We start from the raw sequence: 15,841 nt of genomic DNA on the forward strand, positions 1-15,841 counted from the left end.
ATGTGTTTTAGGGCGGGAGGCTTTTGCTGCGCCGCAGCAATGCTAAGGTCGCGGCAACGCAAAAAAGCAAAGCAGGGGAGTTTCATGACCACCACCGCCGACCCGTCCGTTTCCGGGCGCCCGCGCCGCAGCGCCCTCTACATGCCCGCCTCCAACGCCAAGGCGGTCGAAAAGGCCCGCACCCTGGACGCCGACGTGATCATCCTGGACCTGGAGGACGCGGTCGCACCCGAGAGCAAGCCGGCGGCGCGCGAGGCGGCGATGGCGGCGGTCAAGGCCGGCGGCTTTGGTGGCCGCGAAGTGGTGATCCGGGTCAATGGCCTCGACACGCCCTGGGGCGCCGACGACTTGAAGGCCGCCGCCGAGGCGGGCCCGGACGCGGTGCTGGTCCCCAAGGTCAACGACGCCGCCGACGTCCACGCCTATCACCAGGCCCTGCATGCCGCCCCGGCGGAGACCAAGCTGTGGACCATGATCGAGACGGCCAAGGCCGCCTTCCACCTGTGGGAAATCGCCGCCGCCAGCCGGACGACCCGCCTGTCGGCCTGGGTCATGGGCGTCAACGACTTCGCCAAGGAGATGCGGGCCCGCCAGACGCCGGACCGCGCGCCGTTCCTGCCGCTCTTGACCCTGTCGGTCGCCGCCGCCCGGGCTCACGGCCTGACGATCCTGGACGGCGTGCACAATGACATCGAGGACTTGGCGGCGTTGGAGGCCGTGTGCGTCCAGGGCGTCGACTTCGGCTTCGACGGCAAGACCCTGATCCATCCCAAGCATCTGGAGATCTGCAATCGGGTCTTTTCACCCTCGCCCGAGGACATCGCCTGGAGCCAGGCGGTGATCGCGGCCTTCAACGCGCCTGAAAATTCTGGCAAAGGCGCCTTGCGGGTGGACGGCAAGATGGCCGAACGTCTGCATCTGGCGCAGGCCGAGCGTCTGGTCGCGGTGGCGGAGGCCATCGGCGCGCGTTCGGCTTGAGGCCTGGAGTGCTAGAAGGTTTCGAATGCGGGCTATCGTTTTCTCCGTCGCTCTGATCGCCAGCCCGGCGCTGGCGCAGCAGACTCCGGCGACGACGCCCGCTTCGCCGCCAGTTACGTCGGCGCCGCCTGCCGATGCGCCGGTCAGCACCCAGCCGCAGACTGCGACGCCCGCCCCCGACTCCGCGCAGGTCCCGCAGGCCCTCGACCCGCTGGGCGACCTGATCTCGCAGAGCAACCAGTCGACCGACGAGGACGAGGCCGAGGCTGCGCCGAGCAAGCCCGCGCCCCGGCACAAGGGAACGATCCTGCCGATCCCGCCGCCGGAGCCCTCGACCACGCCGGACGGCAGTCCGAGCAAGGCCCAGGTCTACGAGCTGCGGGTCAAGGGCTCGGTCGCGGCGGCCCAGAGCCTGCAAGGTCCGCTGGACGGCGGCTGGAGGGTCACCGGCGCTGACGGGGTCCAGCTCTACGCCCTGCAACTGGTCGACAAGGCCGGCGGTCTGGGCGAGCTGGAAGGCGCCTGGCGCGATGTGCGCCGGCCGGGGACGGTCGGCTCGACGGGCCTGATCGAGGAGCTGCGCCGCGAGGGCGACGACATCATCGTCCGCTTCAGTCCCAAGGGCGGGCAATCCTCGGTGCTGACCCTGCGGCAGGCCGGCTACGAGCGCTGGTCGGGCCAGTTGGTCGAGAACGGCGCGACCATGGCGGTGATCGCCGAGCACATCCTGCCCCAGGCGCCGCCCGGCTACGAAGGCCAGGGCCGAGGCCCGTACGTCTGGCCGCCGCGCGTGGTCGCCAGCCGCCCCGCGCCCGCCGCCGCCCCGGTCTGCTCGACCAAGGGCAAGAAAGGCAAGGCGCTGAAGGCCGCCAAGGCCAAGTGCGCCGCCGCCGCCCGCAAGGGCAAGGCCTCGGTCTCGAAGAAGGGCAAGGCCAAGGCTAAGGCGACGGCCAGCCGCAGGGGCAAGGCTGTCGCCAAGAAGAGTTCATCGAAGAAGACGCGGCGCTAGGCCTTGAGGGCCTCTCGGGCCGCCGCGATCGGCGCGGCCAGGGCTTCGGACGAATAGGCGCTGGCGGGGCTATGGCCCCAGACGGGTCCGGGCCAGGCCGGATCATTCTTGCGCCGCCCGACGACATGGACGTGCAGCTGGGCAGTGACATTGCCGAGCGCCCCGACATTGAGCTTGTCGACCGTGAGGCCCAGGACTGCCCCGACCGCCCGCACGGCCGAACCGGCCAGGACGATCTCTTCCATCAGCTGGATGCGATGGGCCGTGTCCAGCTCCTCGATCTCCCGCAGCCCGGGCTGGCGCGGGATCAGGACGAGCCACGGATAGCGGGCGTCGTCCTGCAGCCGCACCTCGCACAGCGGCAGGTCGGCGACCTTGTGCGAGGTGGCGACGAACGCCGGGTCGAGCTCGAAGGGTTGCATTGCTTCAGCCACGCTTGGGAACCGCCGCCCAGTAATCGAAGTCGAGAATGACGGCCGGATTGTAGACGCCCTCGCCATCCTTGTCCGGGAAGTCGTCGCAAGGCCGGTCCTTCGTGGCCACCAGCCGCAGGCGCAGGGCCCCGACGGCGCCGAGATCGGCCTTGTCCAGCACCTCGCTCCAGGCGAACACCGTGCCGCCGGCGAAGAACGGCGCGACGTGGCGGCCACCGTTGATCGCCAGGATCAGGCCGGCGTTCTGCAGGCCGTTGAACGACAGCGCCTTGGCGGTCGAGATCACCACCCCGCCATAGACCAGCCGCTTGCCGGACGGATCCTTGGTCCGCTCGAACTGGTTGAAATGGACCTTGGCGGTGTTCTGCCAGAGGCGCGTGGCCATCTGGTGCTCGGCCTCCTCGACCGCCATGCCGTCGACATGGTCGATCTTCTCGCCGACCGCATAGTCCTCGAAGGCGTGCGGCCCGCCGGCCAGGGCCCAGTCATAGCCCGAGAAATCCAGGCCGGCGGGCGCGACGAGGTCGGCCGGGGCCACGGCCACCGACAGGGTCGGGACCGTTTGCTCGGCGATCTCGGCTTGGGGATCGCGCTTCTTGACCATCACCCAGCGCACATAGCTCAGCACCGCCTCGCCGCGCTGGTTCACGCCGGTGGTGCGGACATAGACGACGCCGGTCTTGCGGTTGGAATTCTCCTTCAGCCCAATGACGTCCGACACCGCGCTCAGCGTGTCGCCCGGAAACACCGGGGCCAGGAACCGACCCTCGGCGTAGCCCAGATTGGCCACGGCGTTCAGGCTGATGTCCGGCACCGTCTTGCCGAACACGACATGGAAGGCGACCAGCGGGTCCACCGGCGCCGCAGCAAGACCGCAGGACCGGGCGAATTCGTCCGAGGAAAACAGGGAAAAGCGCGGGCCATAGAGCGCGGTGTAAAGCGCCACATCCCCTGCCGTGACCGTCCGGGGCGTGGCGTGGACCAGCCTTTGGCCCAGCCGGAAATCCTCGAAATAGTTCCCAGGATCGGTCTTGTTCATCCCCTGCGCTCCTTATCGTTCTTGAGCCATCTTTGCCGCAGTGCAGCGAAACGGGAAAGAGGGCTTGAGACTAAGGCGCGACGGGTCTAGACCGCGCCCCGACATTGCACTGTCCACAGCCTTGATGGAGACCCCATGGCTCGCGCGAAGATCGCCCTTATCGGCGCCGGCATGATCGGCGGCACCCTGGCCCACATCGCCGCTCGTGAAGAGCTGGGCGACGTGATCCTGTTCGACATCGCCGAAGGCACCCCGCAAGGTAAGGCGCTGGATATCGCCGAAGCCTCGGCCGTGTTCGGCAAGGACGTGGCCCTGAAGGGCGCCAACGACTATGCCGACATCGCCGGCGCCGACGTCTGCATCGTGACGGCCGGCGTGCCGCGCAAGCCGGGCATGAGCCGCGACGACCTGCTGGGCATCAACCTGAAGGTCATGAAGGCCGTCGGCGAAGGCATCAAGGCCCACGCCCCGAACGCCTTCGTCATCTGCATCACCAACCCGCTCGACGCGATGGTCTGGGCCCTGCAGCAGTTCTCGGGCCTGCCGAAGGAAAAGGTCATCGGCATGGCCGGCGTCCTCGACTCGGCCCGTTTCGCCTACTTCCTGGCTGAAGCCACCGGCGTGTCGGTCGAGGACATCCACGCCTGGACCCTGGGCGGCCACGGCGACGACATGGTCCCGATGGTCCGTCACTCGACGGTCGGCGGCCTGCCGCTGCCGGAACTGGTCAAGCAAGGCTGGATGACCCAGGAAAAGCTGGACGCCATCGTCGAGCGCACCCGCAAGGGCGGCGGCGAGATCGTCGCTCTGCTGAAGACCGGCTCGGCCTTCTACGCCCCGGCCGAGAGCGCCATCGCCATGGCGACCTCGTACCTGAAGGACAAGAAGCGCGTCCTGCCGTGCGCCACCTACCTGACCGGCCAATACGGCCTGAACGGCCTGTATGTCGGCGTGCCGGTCGTCATCGGCGCCGGCGGCGCCGAGAAGATCGTTGAGTTCGAAACCAACGACGCCGAGAAGGCCATGTTCGCCGCTTCGGTCGCCTCGGTTCAGAGCCTGATGGAAGCCTGCAAGGCCATCGACAGCTCGCTGGTCTAAGCCTCCAGGCTCAAGCTGAATACGAGAAGGGCGGCTCCTCGCGGGGCCGCCCTTTTTCTTTCCGCGCTAGTGCGCCGTGTCGCCGTCGGACTCCTGGGAGATCTCCTCCAGGGTCTTGCCGACCTGTTTGGCGCCATAGTCCTTGGCGACATCGCCCAGGGACAGGATGCCGGTCAGATTGCCGGCGTCGTTCAGCACCACCAGGCGACGGACCTGATTATTGGCCATCTTGGCGGTGGCGTCGGCCAGGATGTCGTCTTCCTTCACGCTCAACACCTCGCCGTCGGACATGGCTTCCGAGATGGGGCCGTCGAAGCTGCGGCCTTCGGCGACCACGCGCAGGACGATGTCACGGTCGGTGACCACGCCCACCACCTTGCCGTCTTCGACCACGGGAACGACCCCGCTCTCGACCCGGGCCATCACCTGGGCGACGTCGCGGATGGTATCGGTGGGGCGGGCGATCGAGACCTGGCTGGTCATGGCGTCGCTGACTTTCATCGGGGTTCTCCTTTCGGGAGGAAATAGGACCCCCACAGAACCCCGCTAAGCTTCGGCCGTTCCCCAATCTCTTCGGGCGCCGCCGTCAGGGGGCCGCCAGCGCCTCGCGCGCCGCCTTCGCCGCGTTCGGCAGGTCGAGGCGGACGCTGAGCGCCACGGCCTCCTCGCGCAGCTTGCGCGCCGCGTCCTTGGCGCCGAGACGGGATTCCACCTCGGCCAGGGACAACATCGAATAGGGCATGAAGACCTGGAAGCCGACGGCGCGGCGCAGATCGAGAGACTGGGCGTAGAGGTCGCGGGCCGTCTTCAGGTCGCCGGCCTCCTCGGCCACCGCCGCCTCGTGGCGCAGCACATAGGAGAGCTCCAGGTCGCAACGGCCGGCTTCGGCGACCTTGCGCGCCTCGGCCAGGGGCGCGGCCGAGGCGGCGGCGTCGCCGGCCACCTGCGGCATCAGGGCGGCGAAGAACAGGGCGTCGGCCTTGTCGCACCGCTCGGAAATGCTGTTGGCCGCCGCCTTGAAGGCCGGAACGAATGCCTTGGAGTCCTTGAGCTCGCCGGTCGTCAGGCGGACGAAATAGGCCGAGGTGGTCTCGCGCAGGGTGGTCAGCGCCTTCAGGCTGGGATCGGCGGCCGGCTTGAGCTTGGCGACCTCGTCGGCGACGGCGGCTTCGTCCGGACTGATCCGGCCGACCAGGCGCTGGCTCTGGTGCACCCGCATCTGCTGCAGCAGGAGCAGCAGGCGTGTCTTCTCGGTTGGATGCTGGGCCAGCGCCGCCTTGAGCGGCGACACGGCGCCGTCGAAGTCGGCTGCGTACCGCGCCTTCTCCGAAGCTCTGATCGTGGCGTCGAGGTCGGCGGCGAGGGCCGCCGGTGCGGTCACGATCGCCGCCGCGCCGAGCGCCAGGCCAAGCGACAGGAGGGACGGGCGCATGAGGATCTCCGCTTCGCGTACCGTCGATATCTAGGGCCTCGCCCGCGATCGCCAAGTCCGGGCCGATAGCGCTTCCGCCAGCGGGCACGCGGCCCTATCTAGGCGCATCTCTTTTCGTCGGAGCGTCCATGTCGATCTCGATCCATCAGGCCAGCGTGCCCGTGTTCATCCAGGGCCTGAAGGGTCTGAAAGGCGTGCTGACCAAGGCCGCCGCCTTGGTCGAGGCCAAGAAGTGGGATCCCGAGGCCCTGCTGAAGGCGCGGCTCTATCCCGACATGTTCCCGCTGATCCGCCAGGTTCAGATCGCCACCGACTTCGCCAAGGGCGGCGCCGCGCGGCTGGCCGCGGTCGAGGTTCCGGCCTGGGACGACACCGAGACGAGCTTCGAAGAGCTGATCGCCCGCGTCGACCGCGCCATCGCCTATGTGGAAGGCCTCGACCCCGCCGCCTTCGAAGGCGGCCACGAGCGGGACGTCCAGCTGGTCCGCCGCGGCGAGACCTATACCTTCAAGGGCCTGGACTATCTGCAGGGCCAGGCGATGCCGAACTTCTTCTTCCACATCACCACCGCCTACGCGATCCTGCGCCACAACGGCGTCGAGGTCGGCAAGCGCGACTTCCTGGGCACGGCGTAAGCTTCCCACACATGCCGAAACACCGCCTTCCTCGCCCCTGTGGCGAGGACCCATGGCGGGCAGGCTCGGTGTGGGTCGGTAGGTCCCGCCAGCGTGGACAGGCGCTGGTCGGATGCTACGGCGGCCGACCGATGGACCCCAGGCACAAGGTCTGGGGAGGCGGAGGATTGTAGGTCGAGTTCACATTCACCCGTGACTGTGGACTCTTTGACCTTTTCCATGCATAAGCCCCGGCTTCCGGCGCTTTATCAGCAGCGCCTCCACCGTCACGACCCCGGCCTGTTAGCGCAGGATCCATCCGGACGAGGACGGCGAGGACCCCCGTCGACGTGATCGTCCACGGGGGCTGATCGCGTTTGGAGCGTGTTTTTACTTAGGGTTCGACATGTTCGACGGCCTTACAGAGCGACTTTCCGGCGTATTCGAACGTCTCGGCGGTCGCGGCGTGCTGTCCGAAAAGGACATCGACGAGGCGCTGCGCGAGGTTCGCGTCGCCCTGCTCGAGGCCGACGTCGCCCTGCCGGTCGTCAAGGACTTCATCAGCAAGGCCAAGGAACTGGCCTCCGGTGAAGCCGTCATCCGCTCGGTCAAGCCGGCCGACCAGGTGGTCAAGATCGTCTATGACGGTCTGGTCGACATGCTGGGCGGTGAAGTCCCGACCGGCCTGAACCTGGCCCTGAACCCGCCGTCGGTGATCCTGATGGCCGGCCTGCAGGGCTCGGGCAAGACCACCACCACCGGCAAGCTGGCCCTGCGTCTGTCGAAGACCGAGCGCAAGAAGGTGCTGGTCGCCTCGCTCGACACCCGCCGCCCGGCCGCCATGGAGCAGCTGGCGACCCTGGCCAAGCAGGTCGAGGTCGAGAGCCTGCCGATCGTCCCGGGCCAGAGCGCCACGGACATCGCCAAGCGCGCCCTGACGGCGGCCAAGCTGGGCGGCTACGACGTCCTGATCCTCGACACCGCCGGCCGCACCACGCTGGACGAGGCGATGATGAGCGAGGCGGCGGAAATCGCCCGCATCGCCAGCCCGTCCGAGACCATTCTGGTCGCCGACAGCCTGACCGGTCAGGACGCCGTGCGCACCGCCAAGGCGTTCCACGAACGCCTGCCGCTGACCGGCCTGATCCTGACCCGCGCCGACGGCGACGGCCGGGGCGGCGCGGCGCTGTCGATGCGCCACGTCACCGGCCTGCCGATCAAGTTCCTCGGCGCCGGCGAAAAGATCGATGCGCTGGACGTGTTCGACGCCCGCCGCGTCGCCGGCCGCATCCTGGGCCAGGGCGACGTCGTGGCCCTGGTCGAGCGCGCCGCGGCCGACCTCGACCATGCCGAAGCCGAGCGCATGGCCAAGAAGCTGGCCAAGGGCCAGTTCGACCTGAACGACCTGTCGGCCCAGCTCTCGCAGATGCAGAAGATGGGCGGCATGGAAGGCATCATGGGCCTGCTGCCCGGTGTCCAGAAGGTCAAGAAACAGATCGCCGAGAGCGGCATCGACGACAGCATCTTCCGCCGCCAGCAGGCGATCATCAGCTCGATGACCAAGCTGGAGCGCAAGAAGCCCGACGTTCTGGCCGCCTCGCGCAAGCGCCGCATCGCGGCCGGCGCCGGCGTCGAGGTCGCCGAGATCAACCGCCTGCTCAAGCAGCACCGTCAGATGGCCGACATGTTCAAGGCCATGAGCAAGGACGGCGGCAAGGGCATGGCCCGCATGGCCCAGATGATGGGCGGCGGCGACATGGCCCGTCTCAAGAATTTGGGCGGGGGCCGCATGCCCCAGCCCGATCCCAATGCAGCGGGGGGCCAAGGCCTCTCGGGGCTGCCCGGTCTGCCGGGCCTCGGGAGTGGCGGCGACGCCAAACCCAACCCTCTCTCCGGCCTGGGCCTGCCCGGCTTCAACCCGTTCAAGAAATAGAACTTTAGACCAAGGACTACCGAAATGCTGAAGATCCGTCTCGCCCGTGGCGGCGCCAAGAAGCGTCCGTACTACTCGATCGTCATCGCTGACAGCCACTCGCCGCGCGATGGCCGTTTCATCGAGAAGGTCGGCACCTACAACCCGCTCCTCAAGAAGGACGACCCGGCTCGCGTGACCCTGAAGGTCGAGTCGATCCAAGAGTGGCTCAAGAAGGGCGCCCAGCCGAGCGACCGCGTCGCCCGCTTCCTGGCCGCCCAAGGCCTGGTCGCCTGGACCCACGGCAACAACCCGCAAAAGGGCGAGCCGGGCAAGAAGGCCAAGGAACGCAACGCCGAACGCGCTCAGCGTGACGAAGACCGCAAGCAAGCCGAAATCGACGCCAAGGCCGCCGCCGAAGCCGAGAAGGCCGCTGCCGCCGAAGCCGCCGCCGCCGCTGCTGCTGAAGCCGCCGCCGCCCCGGCCGTGGAAGAAGCTCCGGCCGAAGAAGCCCCGGCTGCTGAAGCCGCCGCTGAAGAGGCTCCGGCCGCTGAAGCCGCTGCTGAAGAAGCTCCGGCCGAAGAAACTTCGGAAGGCTAAGGGTTCCAGCGCCGCCGATCGTTTCTGGTCGGCGGCGCGACTCTGTCTAGACGATGACTGTACCTCCCGACGATCCGATGATCCTGGTCGGCCGCGTGGCCGGCGGCTTTGGCGTGCGCGGCGAGGTGCGGATCTCGACCTATACCGAAGTCCCGATGAGCATCGCGGCCTTCAAGGCGCTGAAGCGCCAGGACGGCTCGCTGGCCCTGACCATCGTCTCGGCCCGTTCGACCAAGGACGGCGTTGTCTGCCGCTGCGCGGGCATCGACACCAAGGAAGCCGCCGACGGCTTGCGCGGCCTTCGCCTCTACGTTCCTCGCTCGGCCCTGCCCGAGCCGGATGAAGACGAATTCTATCTGAGCGATCTGGTCGGCCTGACGGTCCGCCATATCCAGACCGACGTCCTGCTGGGCCGCGTGAAGAGCGTCCAGAATTTCGGCGCCGGCGACATTCTGGAGATCCTCCCCGACCTGGGCGGTCCGACCTGGTACCTGCCGTTCACGCGAGCGGCCGTGCCGGAGGTCAAGATCGACCAAGGCCTGATCCTGGCCGATCCGCCGGCCCTGGTGGGCGAGCATGAGGGCCCGGCCTCGGAAGGTCTGGCCGAAGACGACGAACTGGGCGACCGGGACTAAGGCCTCGCCAAGGAGCGATCGGTGATGTCGGACGGAAAATGGCGGGTCACCGCCTCGCGCCACATTCACAAGGACCGCTGGATCAGCCTGCGCGCCGACGACTGCGTTACCGATGAAGGCGCGGTGGTCGCGCCTTACTACGTCCTGGAATATCCCGACTGGGTCGAGATCGTCGCGCTCGACGCCGACAACAACGTCCTGCTGGTTCGCCAATACCGTCACGGCCTGGGCGACATCTCCACGGAACTGCCGGCCGGCGGCATGGACCCCGGCGAGGCCGATCCCGTCGCGGCCGCCGCGCGGGAACTGCTGGAAGAGACTGGCTATGCGGGGACCTTGAGCCTCGTCGGCGAGAGCTGGCCCAACGCCGGCACCCACACCAACCGAACCCACATCGTCCTGGCCCGCGACCTGGTCCGTGTCGCCGAGCCGAAAGACGATCCCAGCGAGCGCATCGAGACGCTTTGGGTCTCGGCGGCCGAGGCGATCCGCATGGCCCTGGCGGGCGAACTCACCGTCGGCATGCAGACCAGCGCCCTGCTGCGGGGTCTCGCCGCCGCCGGCGTGGCGCGGATCGAACTCGCCTAGAGCGCGTCAGGCGAAGTGTGAGCGGTTCGCCGCCCGAACGCGCGTCAAAGAAAGCCTATTTACGAACCCGCATCAGGCATTCCTGCGCCACCGAGGCCAGGAGCTTGCCGTCCTTGCTGAACATCTGGCCGCGCACCAGGCCCCGGCCCTGCGAGGCGCTGGGGCTGTCCTGGGCGAACAGGGTCCAGTCGTTGAAGTCGAACGGATGGTGGAACCACATGGCGTGGTCCAGGCTGGCGGCCTGCAGGCCAGGCGTCGTCCAGATCAGGCCGTGCGGACGCAGGGCGCTTTCCATGAACGCCATGTCCGAGGCGTAGGCCAGAGCCGCCTGCTGCATCTTCACGTCGCCGCCGAGCGTGGCCTTGGCCCGCATCCAGACGTTCTTGGTGCCCGACTTCTTCACGGGCGACATCGGGTTCTGCATGTCGACCCAGCGGATATCGACCGGGCGCGGCTTGCCGGCCATGGCCAGCATCTTCGGATGGATCTGGTCGCCCAGGCCGCGCAGGAACTCGGCCTCGGTCGGCAGGCTGTCGGGATCGGGCGCGTCGGGCATGTCCGACTGGTGTTCGAAGCCCTCTTCCGGCGTCTGGAACGAGGCCGCCAGGTTGAAGATCTGCTCGCCGTGCTGGATGGCCGCCACGCGACGGGTGGTGAAGGTGCCGCCGTCCCGGGCGCGCTCTACCTCGTAGAGCACCGGGGCGTTCACATCGCCGGGCCGAATGAAATAGGCGTGCAGCGAGTGGCACAGCCGGTCCGGCACCGTCTTATAGGCGGCCAGCAGGGCTTGGGCGATGACCAGGCCGCCGAAGATCCGCGGAAAGCCGTCATTGGGGCTGACGCCCCGGAACAGGTTCACCTCGATGGGTTCGAGGTCGAGGATGTCGGCGAGGTTCTCGGTTGTCTGCATGGTGCGTGCGATAAGCCCGCCGGAGCGCCGCCGCAAGACGTCACCTTGCGTCAGGCGGTCGCGGTCCCCATCGTGGAGCGATGTCGCGCGTCGCCCCGGTCATCCATCACCCCGCCTTCCGCGCCGAGATGCCGGCCGGCCACCGCTTCCCGATGGACAAGTTCTCGCGCCTGGCCAGCGTGCTGGAGGCCGAGGGCGTTCCGGGTCCGGCCGGGTTCGCGCGGCCCGAATTCATCGATGTCGAAACGCTGCGGCTGGCCCATACCGAGGACTATGTCCGCGGCGTGATCGAGCTGTCCTTGCCGGCCGACATCGTCCGCCGGATCGGCATGCCCAATACCGACAGCGTCGCGACACGGGCCCGGGCGGCGACCGGCGGCACCCTGCTGGCGGCCCGATTGGCCTTGGAACACGGCGTCGCCTGCAACACGGCCGGAGGCAGCCATCACGCTTCGGCGGAAAGCGGGGCGGGGTTCTGCGTGTTCAACGACGTGGCGGTGGCCGCCAGGCGTCTGCTGGCCGAGGGCGCGATCGGCAAGGCCCTGGTCGTCGACCTGGACGTCCACCAGGGCGATGGAACGGCGCGGATCTTCGAGGACGATCCGAGCGTCTTCACCTTCTCCATGCACGCCGAGAAGAACTTCCCGCATCGCAAGGCGGTCAGTGATCTGGACGTGGAATTGCCCGACGCCACCGGCGACGAGGACTATCTGGCGAAGCTGGGGGAGATCCTGCCGGCGCTGCTGGGCAGCGTCCGGCCGGACATCGTGTTTTTCAATGCGGGGGTCGATCCGCACGCGGACGACAAGCTGGGCCGGCTGTCGCTGACCGATCAGGGTCTGGAACGACGGGAGGCCTTTGTCCTGGGCGCTTGTCTCGACAGAGAGATCCCGGTGGTCGGAGTCATCGGCGGCGGCTACGACGCGGATATCGATCGTCTGGCGGCCCGCCACGCCATCCTGCATCGGACGGCCAAATCTCTGTTTTCTTGAAGTCTTTTTCTTGAGGGCCGCTTGGCCCCGGTCTTTGGTCTCGGGCGATCGCTCGATCGCCATCTCCGTCGGGGCGGTCCCGGATCGATCCGGAACGGGCGCCCGACGAAGGCTACACGGCGATCACTTAGAAGCTCGAGACGAGCGAACCAGCGATAACGACGAGCGGCAGAACCGCGAGAACGAGCGAGGCGAGGCCGGCGACGGCGTTGGTCTTGATGGTCATGGTCTTGATCCCTGTTTCTTGTTGCCCGGCGCCCGTTGGCGTCCGGTGATCAGGGATATAGGGCGCGGGCTCGGTTAATGCACGTTACCCTTGCTTCATTACGTCGATTTAAGAAACGTTGACGCCCGTAATCGACATTACGGAGGAGCAATGTTGTCGTTTGATTTAGTTTCTGGGGAAACTTTATCCTTTGAGACCATCGTTTCTACCCGCGCGGGTCACTCCTCGCTGGGCGCCACCAAAAAGAGTCCACGCATGGTCGCGATCGGGGCCGAACGTGTCTCCTGCCAGGCCTCGACGTGGACATTGGCGATCCGGCGGCCCAGCTTCTTGATGGAGGCGCGGGCATAGGTGGTCAGCGGGCGGCCCGAGCGCAGGTACTCGATCGAGACGTCGATCGTGCGCGGCTGGCGCTTCATGGGCGCGGCGACGGAGAGCTGGGCCAGGGCCGTCATCTCCATGAACGCGCCCAGCACGCCGCCGTGGATGGCGGGCAGCATCGGATTGCCGACGATGTGCTGGGCGAACGGCAGGACGGCGGTCATCTCGTCGCCGGCCAACTCGGCCCGGATCCCCAGGAAGCGGGCATAGGGGATGGAGTCCAGCATCGAGACCAGGCGGGTGTCGGGTTCGCTCATTGATCCACGCCCCCCGTCTTGGCGCGCGGTTCGCGCGAGGGCCTGAGATTGGCGCCGGGCGTCTTGCCGGCGCTGGAGTCGAGCATGAAGGTCGCCTGGGCGGTGGCGACGGGGTCCTCGGGATCGCGATCGTAGGCGACGGCGCGGACGAAGGCGATCGAGCGGGTCATCTTGTAGCAATGGGCCCGGGCCAGGACGTCCAGGCCCGGCTCGGCGGCGCGCATATAGTCGATGCGCAGGTCCAGGGTGGCGATCGAGGTCCAGGTCTCCATGGCCGCGTGGACGGCCTGGCCGCTGGCGTGGTCCAGAAGCGTCGTCACCACCCCGCCGGCGATGACGCCGGTCTCGGGATCGCCGACGATCTCGGTACGGTAGGGCACCTTCAGCACGGCGACCGCGTCGCCGATCTCCAGGGTCGAAAAGCCTAGCGCCTTGGCTTGGGGACTGCCCTCGTTCATCGCCATGGCGATGAGCTTGGTCTGCTCGTTGCGGTTTTCCGGATCGCTCATGGGGATAGGCTTACCGCCTTCGGCGTTGTCATATCCAGACGTGATCAAGCCCGAAGACCTTCTCTGTCCCCGTCCGGGCGGCCTCTACTGCCCGCCGGGAGACTTCTATATCGACCCCGTCCGCCCCGTGGACCGGGCCGTGATCACCCATGGCCACGCCGACCATGCCCGCGCGGGACACGGGACGGTGGCCGCGACGCCAGAGACCCTGGCGATCATGGCGACCCGTTACGGCGAGGACTTCACCGAGCGTCGCCAGGTCGTGCCGTATGGCGAGACGTTCACCCACAATGGCGTCGAGGTCAGCCTGGTCCCGGCCGGCCATGTCCTAGGCTCAGCCCAGGCGGTGGTTCGTTGGAAGGGCCTGACCATTGTGGTCTCCGGCGACTACAAGCGCCGCCGCGACCCGACCTGCGCGCGGTTCGAGCCCGTCCCGTGCGACGTCTTCATCACCGAGGCGACCTTTGGCCTTCCCGTGTTCCGCCATCCCGACGACGCCGGCGAGATCAGGAGCCTGCTGGCCTCGGTCGAGCAGTTCCCGGAGCGCTGCCACATCGTCGGGGCCTATGCGCTCGGTAAGGCCCAGCGGGTGATCAGGCTGCTGCGCGAGGGCGGCTGGGACAGGCCGATCTTCGTCCACGGGGCGCTGGAGCGGCTGAACGAACTCTATGAAGCGCATGGAGTCGGGCTCGGCCCCCTGGCGCCCGCCACCGCTTCGGGCCCGAAGGAAGCCTTCGCGGGCCAGATCATCATCGCCCCGCCCAGCGCTGTAGCCGATCGCTGGTCGCGGCGGTTCCCCGACCCGGTCGACTGCTTCGCCTCTGGCTGGATGCGGGTCCGGGCCCGGGCGCGCCAGCGGGGCGTCGAGCTGCCCCTGATCCTGTCGGATCATGCCGACTGGGACGAGCTGACCGCGACCTTGAGCGAGCTGCGTCCTGGCGAGGTCTGGATCACCCATGGGCGCGAAGAAGCCCTGGAGCGGTGGTGCGAGTTGGAGGGCCTGCCGGCGCGGGCCTTGCGGCTGGTCGGCTATGACGAGGAGGAGGGCGAGTAGCCTAGAGCGGCGGAGCTTCGCCCACGTATCGGGCTCTTGGCCGGATCAGCCGCCCCGTCTGAAGTTGCTCGATCGCATGCGCCGCCCAGCCGGCGCTGCGCGCTGTCGCGAACAGGATGAAGGGCGCATCCGGCGGCAGCTTCAAGGTCCGCGCCAGGCTCACCAGGGCGAAATCGATGTTCGGCAAGAGGCCCGTGGCGTTCTCGGTCGCCGCGCGCAGGTCGGCCAGCAAGGGCGGAGCCTCGAGGGCCGCCAACAGCGCCTCCGCTCGCGGGTCGCCGTCTGGATAGAGCGGATGGTCGAAGCCCGGCATCGACGCCCCGCGCGCCAGGCGCGCCGAGACCGCATGGCCAGGATCGCGCCGCTCGGCCTCCTCCACGAAAGCCTCGACCCGGGCGGCCATGCCGCCGTGCAGGGGTCCGGACAGGGCCGAAAGTCCCGCCAGGCACGCCGCCGACAGCGAGGCCCCGGTCGAAGCCGCCACGCGCGCGGCGAAGGTCGAGGCGTTCAGCTCGTGATCGGCCAGCAGCACCAGGGTCCGACGGACGAGGTCAGCGCCGGCCGCATCCAGCCCCCAGGCGGCGGCGAAGCGGATATGGGCGGCGCCTTCGCCGGTCTGACCCGTGGCGGCGTCGACGACAGCCTCGAGCAGATCGGCGGCTTCCATCGCCAGGGCCAAGGGGGCGCGGCCTCGGGCCGGCGGCTCGCGACCGGCGCGGGCGGCGAGGGTCAGGAACAGCCGCCCTCGCGCACCATCAGCGGCCGGCGGATCGGGCCGGCGGGACGACTTCAAGGCCGCGCCATGGCCGCCACGCAACAGGCGGCCGACATTCTCCAGGGTCAGGCCCTGCTCGGCCAGGACGGCGGCGTCGCGGCCGCGATACCAGAGCCGTCCTCCCGCGATCGTCGTGATCGCCGAAGGCAGGACCGGCTCGCCCCAGGCGATGGCCTCGGCGGCGACGTCGGCGGCGCGGCGGCCACGCGCCTTCTTCTGGGCCAGGGCGGCGACGTCCGAGGCGCGATAGAGGCTGCGGCGAGGGTCCTGCGGATGGACGGCGGCCTCGATCCGGCCCCGGCTGACATAGGCGTAGAGGGTCTGCGGCCGGATCCCCAGCCGTTCCAGAACCTGATCCGCGTCCAGCCAATCCGCCATATAGATTGATTATATTGATC

Annotated in this window: 18 protein-coding genes and 1 pseudogene; 10 read left to right on the forward strand and 9 right to left on the reverse strand. The window is 68.3% G+C overall.

Annotation, left to right across the window (positions count from 1 at the left end; genetic code table 11):
- Positions 1–84 precede the first annotated feature (84 nt).
- Together AC1RRV_RS07200 and AC1RRV_RS07205 are read left to right on the forward strand one after the other, a co-directional pair.
- Positions 85–978 carry an HpcH/HpaI aldolase/citrate lyase family protein gene (locus AC1RRV_RS07200; protein WP_492858909.1) on the forward strand — a complete coding sequence of 298 codons (894 nt, stop codon included), beginning with the start codon at positions 85–87 and terminating at the stop codon, positions 976–978.
- Between the two features lie 25 nt (positions 979–1,003).
- The gene (locus AC1RRV_RS07205) at positions 1,004–1,987 is read left to right on the forward strand and encodes a hypothetical protein (protein WP_492858910.1); all 984 of its coding nucleotides are present in this window, start codon (positions 1,004–1,006) and stop codon (positions 1,985–1,987) included.
- On the opposite strand, the gene AC1RRV_RS07210 is transcribed toward AC1RRV_RS07205, so the two are convergent.
- On the reverse strand, positions 1,984–2,409 hold the full coding sequence (locus AC1RRV_RS07210) for an HIT domain-containing protein (protein ID WP_492858911.1): 426 nt from the start codon (positions 2,407–2,409) through the stop codon (positions 1,984–1,986). The genes AC1RRV_RS07205 and AC1RRV_RS07210 overlap by 4 nt on opposite strands.
- A gap of 4 nt (positions 2,410–2,413) precedes the next feature.
- Positions 2,414–3,460 (reverse strand): MaoC family dehydratase, encoded by a 1,047-nt coding sequence (locus tag AC1RRV_RS07215; protein ID WP_492858912.1) that lies wholly within the window; start codon positions 3,458–3,460, stop codon positions 2,414–2,416.
- A 135-nt stretch (positions 3,461–3,595) separates the two neighbouring features.
- Between AC1RRV_RS07215 and mdh the strand changes: the two genes are divergently transcribed.
- Positions 3,596–4,558 (forward strand): malate dehydrogenase, encoded by a 963-nt coding sequence (gene mdh / locus AC1RRV_RS07220; RefSeq protein WP_492858913.1) that lies wholly within the window; start codon positions 3,596–3,598, stop codon positions 4,556–4,558.
- A 66-nt stretch (positions 4,559–4,624) separates the two neighbouring features.
- Here mdh and AC1RRV_RS07225 read toward each other — a convergent pair whose 3' ends face one another.
- Positions 4,625–5,059 (reverse strand): CBS domain-containing protein, encoded by a 435-nt coding sequence (locus tag AC1RRV_RS07225; RefSeq protein WP_492858914.1) that lies wholly within the window; start codon positions 5,057–5,059, stop codon positions 4,625–4,627.
- Positions 5,060–5,144: 85 nt separating this feature from the next.
- Positions 5,145–5,990 carry a hypothetical protein gene (locus AC1RRV_RS07230; RefSeq protein WP_492858915.1) on the reverse strand — a complete coding sequence of 282 codons (846 nt, stop codon included), beginning with the start codon at positions 5,988–5,990 and terminating at the stop codon, positions 5,145–5,147.
- A 128-nt stretch (positions 5,991–6,118) separates the two neighbouring features.
- Here AC1RRV_RS07230 and AC1RRV_RS07235 point away from each other — a divergent pair, with 128 nt between their 5' ends.
- The 5 genes from AC1RRV_RS07235 to AC1RRV_RS07255 all read left to right on the forward strand — a co-directional run bounded on the left by AC1RRV_RS07235 (position 6,119) and on the right by AC1RRV_RS07255 (position 10,339).
- Positions 6,119–6,625 (forward strand): DUF1993 domain-containing protein, encoded by a 507-nt coding sequence (locus tag AC1RRV_RS07235; protein WP_492858916.1) that lies wholly within the window; start codon positions 6,119–6,121, stop codon positions 6,623–6,625.
- Positions 6,626–7,010: 385 nt separating this feature from the next.
- Complete coding sequence (gene ffh / locus AC1RRV_RS07240; RefSeq protein WP_492858917.1) at positions 7,011–8,537, forward strand: signal recognition particle protein; 1,527 nt, start codon at positions 7,011–7,013, stop codon at positions 8,535–8,537.
- A 24-nt stretch (positions 8,538–8,561) separates the two neighbouring features.
- Positions 8,562–9,116 (forward strand): 30S ribosomal protein S16, encoded by a 555-nt coding sequence (gene rpsP / locus AC1RRV_RS07245; protein ID WP_492858918.1) that lies wholly within the window; start codon positions 8,562–8,564, stop codon positions 9,114–9,116.
- Positions 9,117–9,169: 53 nt separating this feature from the next.
- Complete coding sequence (gene rimM, locus AC1RRV_RS07250) at positions 9,170–9,751, forward strand: ribosome maturation factor RimM (protein WP_492858920.1); 582 nt, start codon at positions 9,170–9,172, stop codon at positions 9,749–9,751.
- Positions 9,752–9,775: 24 nt separating this feature from the next.
- Positions 9,776–10,339: an NUDIX hydrolase gene (locus tag AC1RRV_RS07255; protein WP_492858921.1), complete on the forward strand. Its 564-nt coding sequence runs from the start codon at positions 9,776–9,778 to the stop codon at positions 10,337–10,339.
- A 55-nt stretch (positions 10,340–10,394) separates the two neighbouring features.
- Here AC1RRV_RS07255 and AC1RRV_RS07260 read toward each other — a convergent pair whose 3' ends face one another.
- On the reverse strand, positions 10,395–11,249 hold the full coding sequence (locus AC1RRV_RS07260; RefSeq protein ID WP_492858922.1) for an acyl-CoA thioesterase: 855 nt from the start codon (positions 11,247–11,249) through the stop codon (positions 10,395–10,397).
- An 80-nt stretch (positions 11,250–11,329) separates the two neighbouring features.
- Here AC1RRV_RS07260 and AC1RRV_RS07265 point away from each other — a divergent pair, with 80 nt between their 5' ends.
- Positions 11,330–12,241 carry a histone deacetylase family protein gene (locus AC1RRV_RS07265; protein WP_492858923.1) on the forward strand — a complete coding sequence of 304 codons (912 nt, stop codon included), beginning with the start codon at positions 11,330–11,332 and terminating at the stop codon, positions 12,239–12,241.
- Between the two features lie 127 nt (positions 12,242–12,368).
- Here the strand turns inward: AC1RRV_RS07265 and AC1RRV_RS07270 are convergent, their stop codons facing one another.
- From AC1RRV_RS07270 to AC1RRV_RS07280, 3 genes are all read right to left on the reverse strand, one after another.
- Positions 12,369–12,467 carry a hypothetical protein gene (locus tag AC1RRV_RS07270; protein ID WP_492858924.1) on the reverse strand — a complete coding sequence of 33 codons (99 nt, stop codon included), beginning with the start codon at positions 12,465–12,467 and terminating at the stop codon, positions 12,369–12,371.
- Positions 12,468–12,685: 218 nt separating this feature from the next.
- Positions 12,686–13,105, reverse strand: a complete 420-nt coding sequence (locus AC1RRV_RS07275; RefSeq protein WP_492858925.1) for a PaaI family thioesterase — start codon at positions 13,103–13,105, stop codon at positions 12,686–12,688.
- Entirely contained in the window at positions 13,102–13,614 is a 513-nt protein-coding gene (locus tag AC1RRV_RS07280; protein ID WP_492858926.1) for a PaaI family thioesterase, read from the reverse strand. The genes AC1RRV_RS07275 and AC1RRV_RS07280 overlap by 4 nt, the downstream gene beginning before the upstream one ends.
- Before the next feature lie 25 nt (positions 13,615–13,639).
- Here AC1RRV_RS07280 and AC1RRV_RS07285 point away from each other — a divergent pair, with 25 nt between their 5' ends.
- Positions 13,640–14,668: a ligase-associated DNA damage response exonuclease gene (locus AC1RRV_RS07285; RefSeq protein WP_492858927.1), complete on the forward strand. Its 1,029-nt coding sequence runs from the start codon at positions 13,640–13,642 to the stop codon at positions 14,666–14,668.
- Here the strand turns inward: AC1RRV_RS07285 and AC1RRV_RS07290 are convergent.
- Positions 14,644–15,821, reverse strand: a pseudogene (locus tag AC1RRV_RS07290) (citrate/2-methylcitrate synthase). The gene AC1RRV_RS07285 and the pseudogene AC1RRV_RS07290 overlap by 25 nt on opposite strands.
- Between the last annotated feature and the right edge of the window lie 20 nt (positions 15,822–15,841).

Source organism: Caulobacter sp. GW821-FHT11E10 (assembly GCF_058808375.1).

Bases quoted from the DNA above. Each gene is read 5' to 3' on its own strand.
- AC1RRV_RS07200 (WP_492858909.1), top strand. From the start codon at position 85: ATGACCACCACCGCCGACCCGTCCGTTTCCGGGCGCCCGCGCCGCAGC.
- AC1RRV_RS07205 (WP_492858910.1), top strand. From the start codon at position 1,004: ATGCGGGCTATCGTTTTCTCCGTCGCTCTGATCGCCAGCCCGGCGCTG.
- AC1RRV_RS07210 (WP_492858911.1), bottom strand. From the start codon at position 2,409: ATGCAACCCTTCGAGCTCGACCCGGCGTTCGTCGCCACCTCGCACAAG.
- AC1RRV_RS07215 (WP_492858912.1), bottom strand. From the start codon at position 3,460: ATGAACAAGACCGATCCTGGGAACTATTTCGAGGATTTCCGGCTGGGC.
- mdh (WP_492858913.1), top strand. From the start codon at position 3,596: ATGGCTCGCGCGAAGATCGCCCTTATCGGCGCCGGCATGATCGGCGGC.
- AC1RRV_RS07225 (WP_492858914.1), bottom strand. From the start codon at position 5,059: ATGAAAGTCAGCGACGCCATGACCAGCCAGGTCTCGATCGCCCGCCCC.
- AC1RRV_RS07230 (WP_492858915.1), bottom strand. From the start codon at position 5,990: ATGCGCCCGTCCCTCCTGTCGCTTGGCCTGGCGCTCGGCGCGGCGGCG.
- AC1RRV_RS07235 (WP_492858916.1), top strand. From the start codon at position 6,119: ATGTCGATCTCGATCCATCAGGCCAGCGTGCCCGTGTTCATCCAGGGC.
- ffh (WP_492858917.1), top strand. From the start codon at position 7,011: ATGTTCGACGGCCTTACAGAGCGACTTTCCGGCGTATTCGAACGTCTC.
- rpsP (WP_492858918.1), top strand. From the start codon at position 8,562: ATGCTGAAGATCCGTCTCGCCCGTGGCGGCGCCAAGAAGCGTCCGTAC.
- rimM (WP_492858920.1), top strand. From the start codon at position 9,170: ATGACTGTACCTCCCGACGATCCGATGATCCTGGTCGGCCGCGTGGCC.
- AC1RRV_RS07255 (WP_492858921.1), top strand. From the start codon at position 9,776: ATGTCGGACGGAAAATGGCGGGTCACCGCCTCGCGCCACATTCACAAG.
- AC1RRV_RS07260 (WP_492858922.1), bottom strand. From the start codon at position 11,249: ATGCAGACAACCGAGAACCTCGCCGACATCCTCGACCTCGAACCCATC.
- AC1RRV_RS07265 (WP_492858923.1), top strand. From the start codon at position 11,330: ATGTCGCGCGTCGCCCCGGTCATCCATCACCCCGCCTTCCGCGCCGAG.
- AC1RRV_RS07270 (WP_492858924.1), bottom strand. From the start codon at position 12,467: ATGACCATCAAGACCAACGCCGTCGCCGGCCTCGCCTCGCTCGTTCTC.
- AC1RRV_RS07275 (WP_492858925.1), bottom strand. From the start codon at position 13,105: ATGAGCGAACCCGACACCCGCCTGGTCTCGATGCTGGACTCCATCCCC.
- AC1RRV_RS07280 (WP_492858926.1), bottom strand. From the start codon at position 13,614: ATGAGCGATCCGGAAAACCGCAACGAGCAGACCAAGCTCATCGCCATG.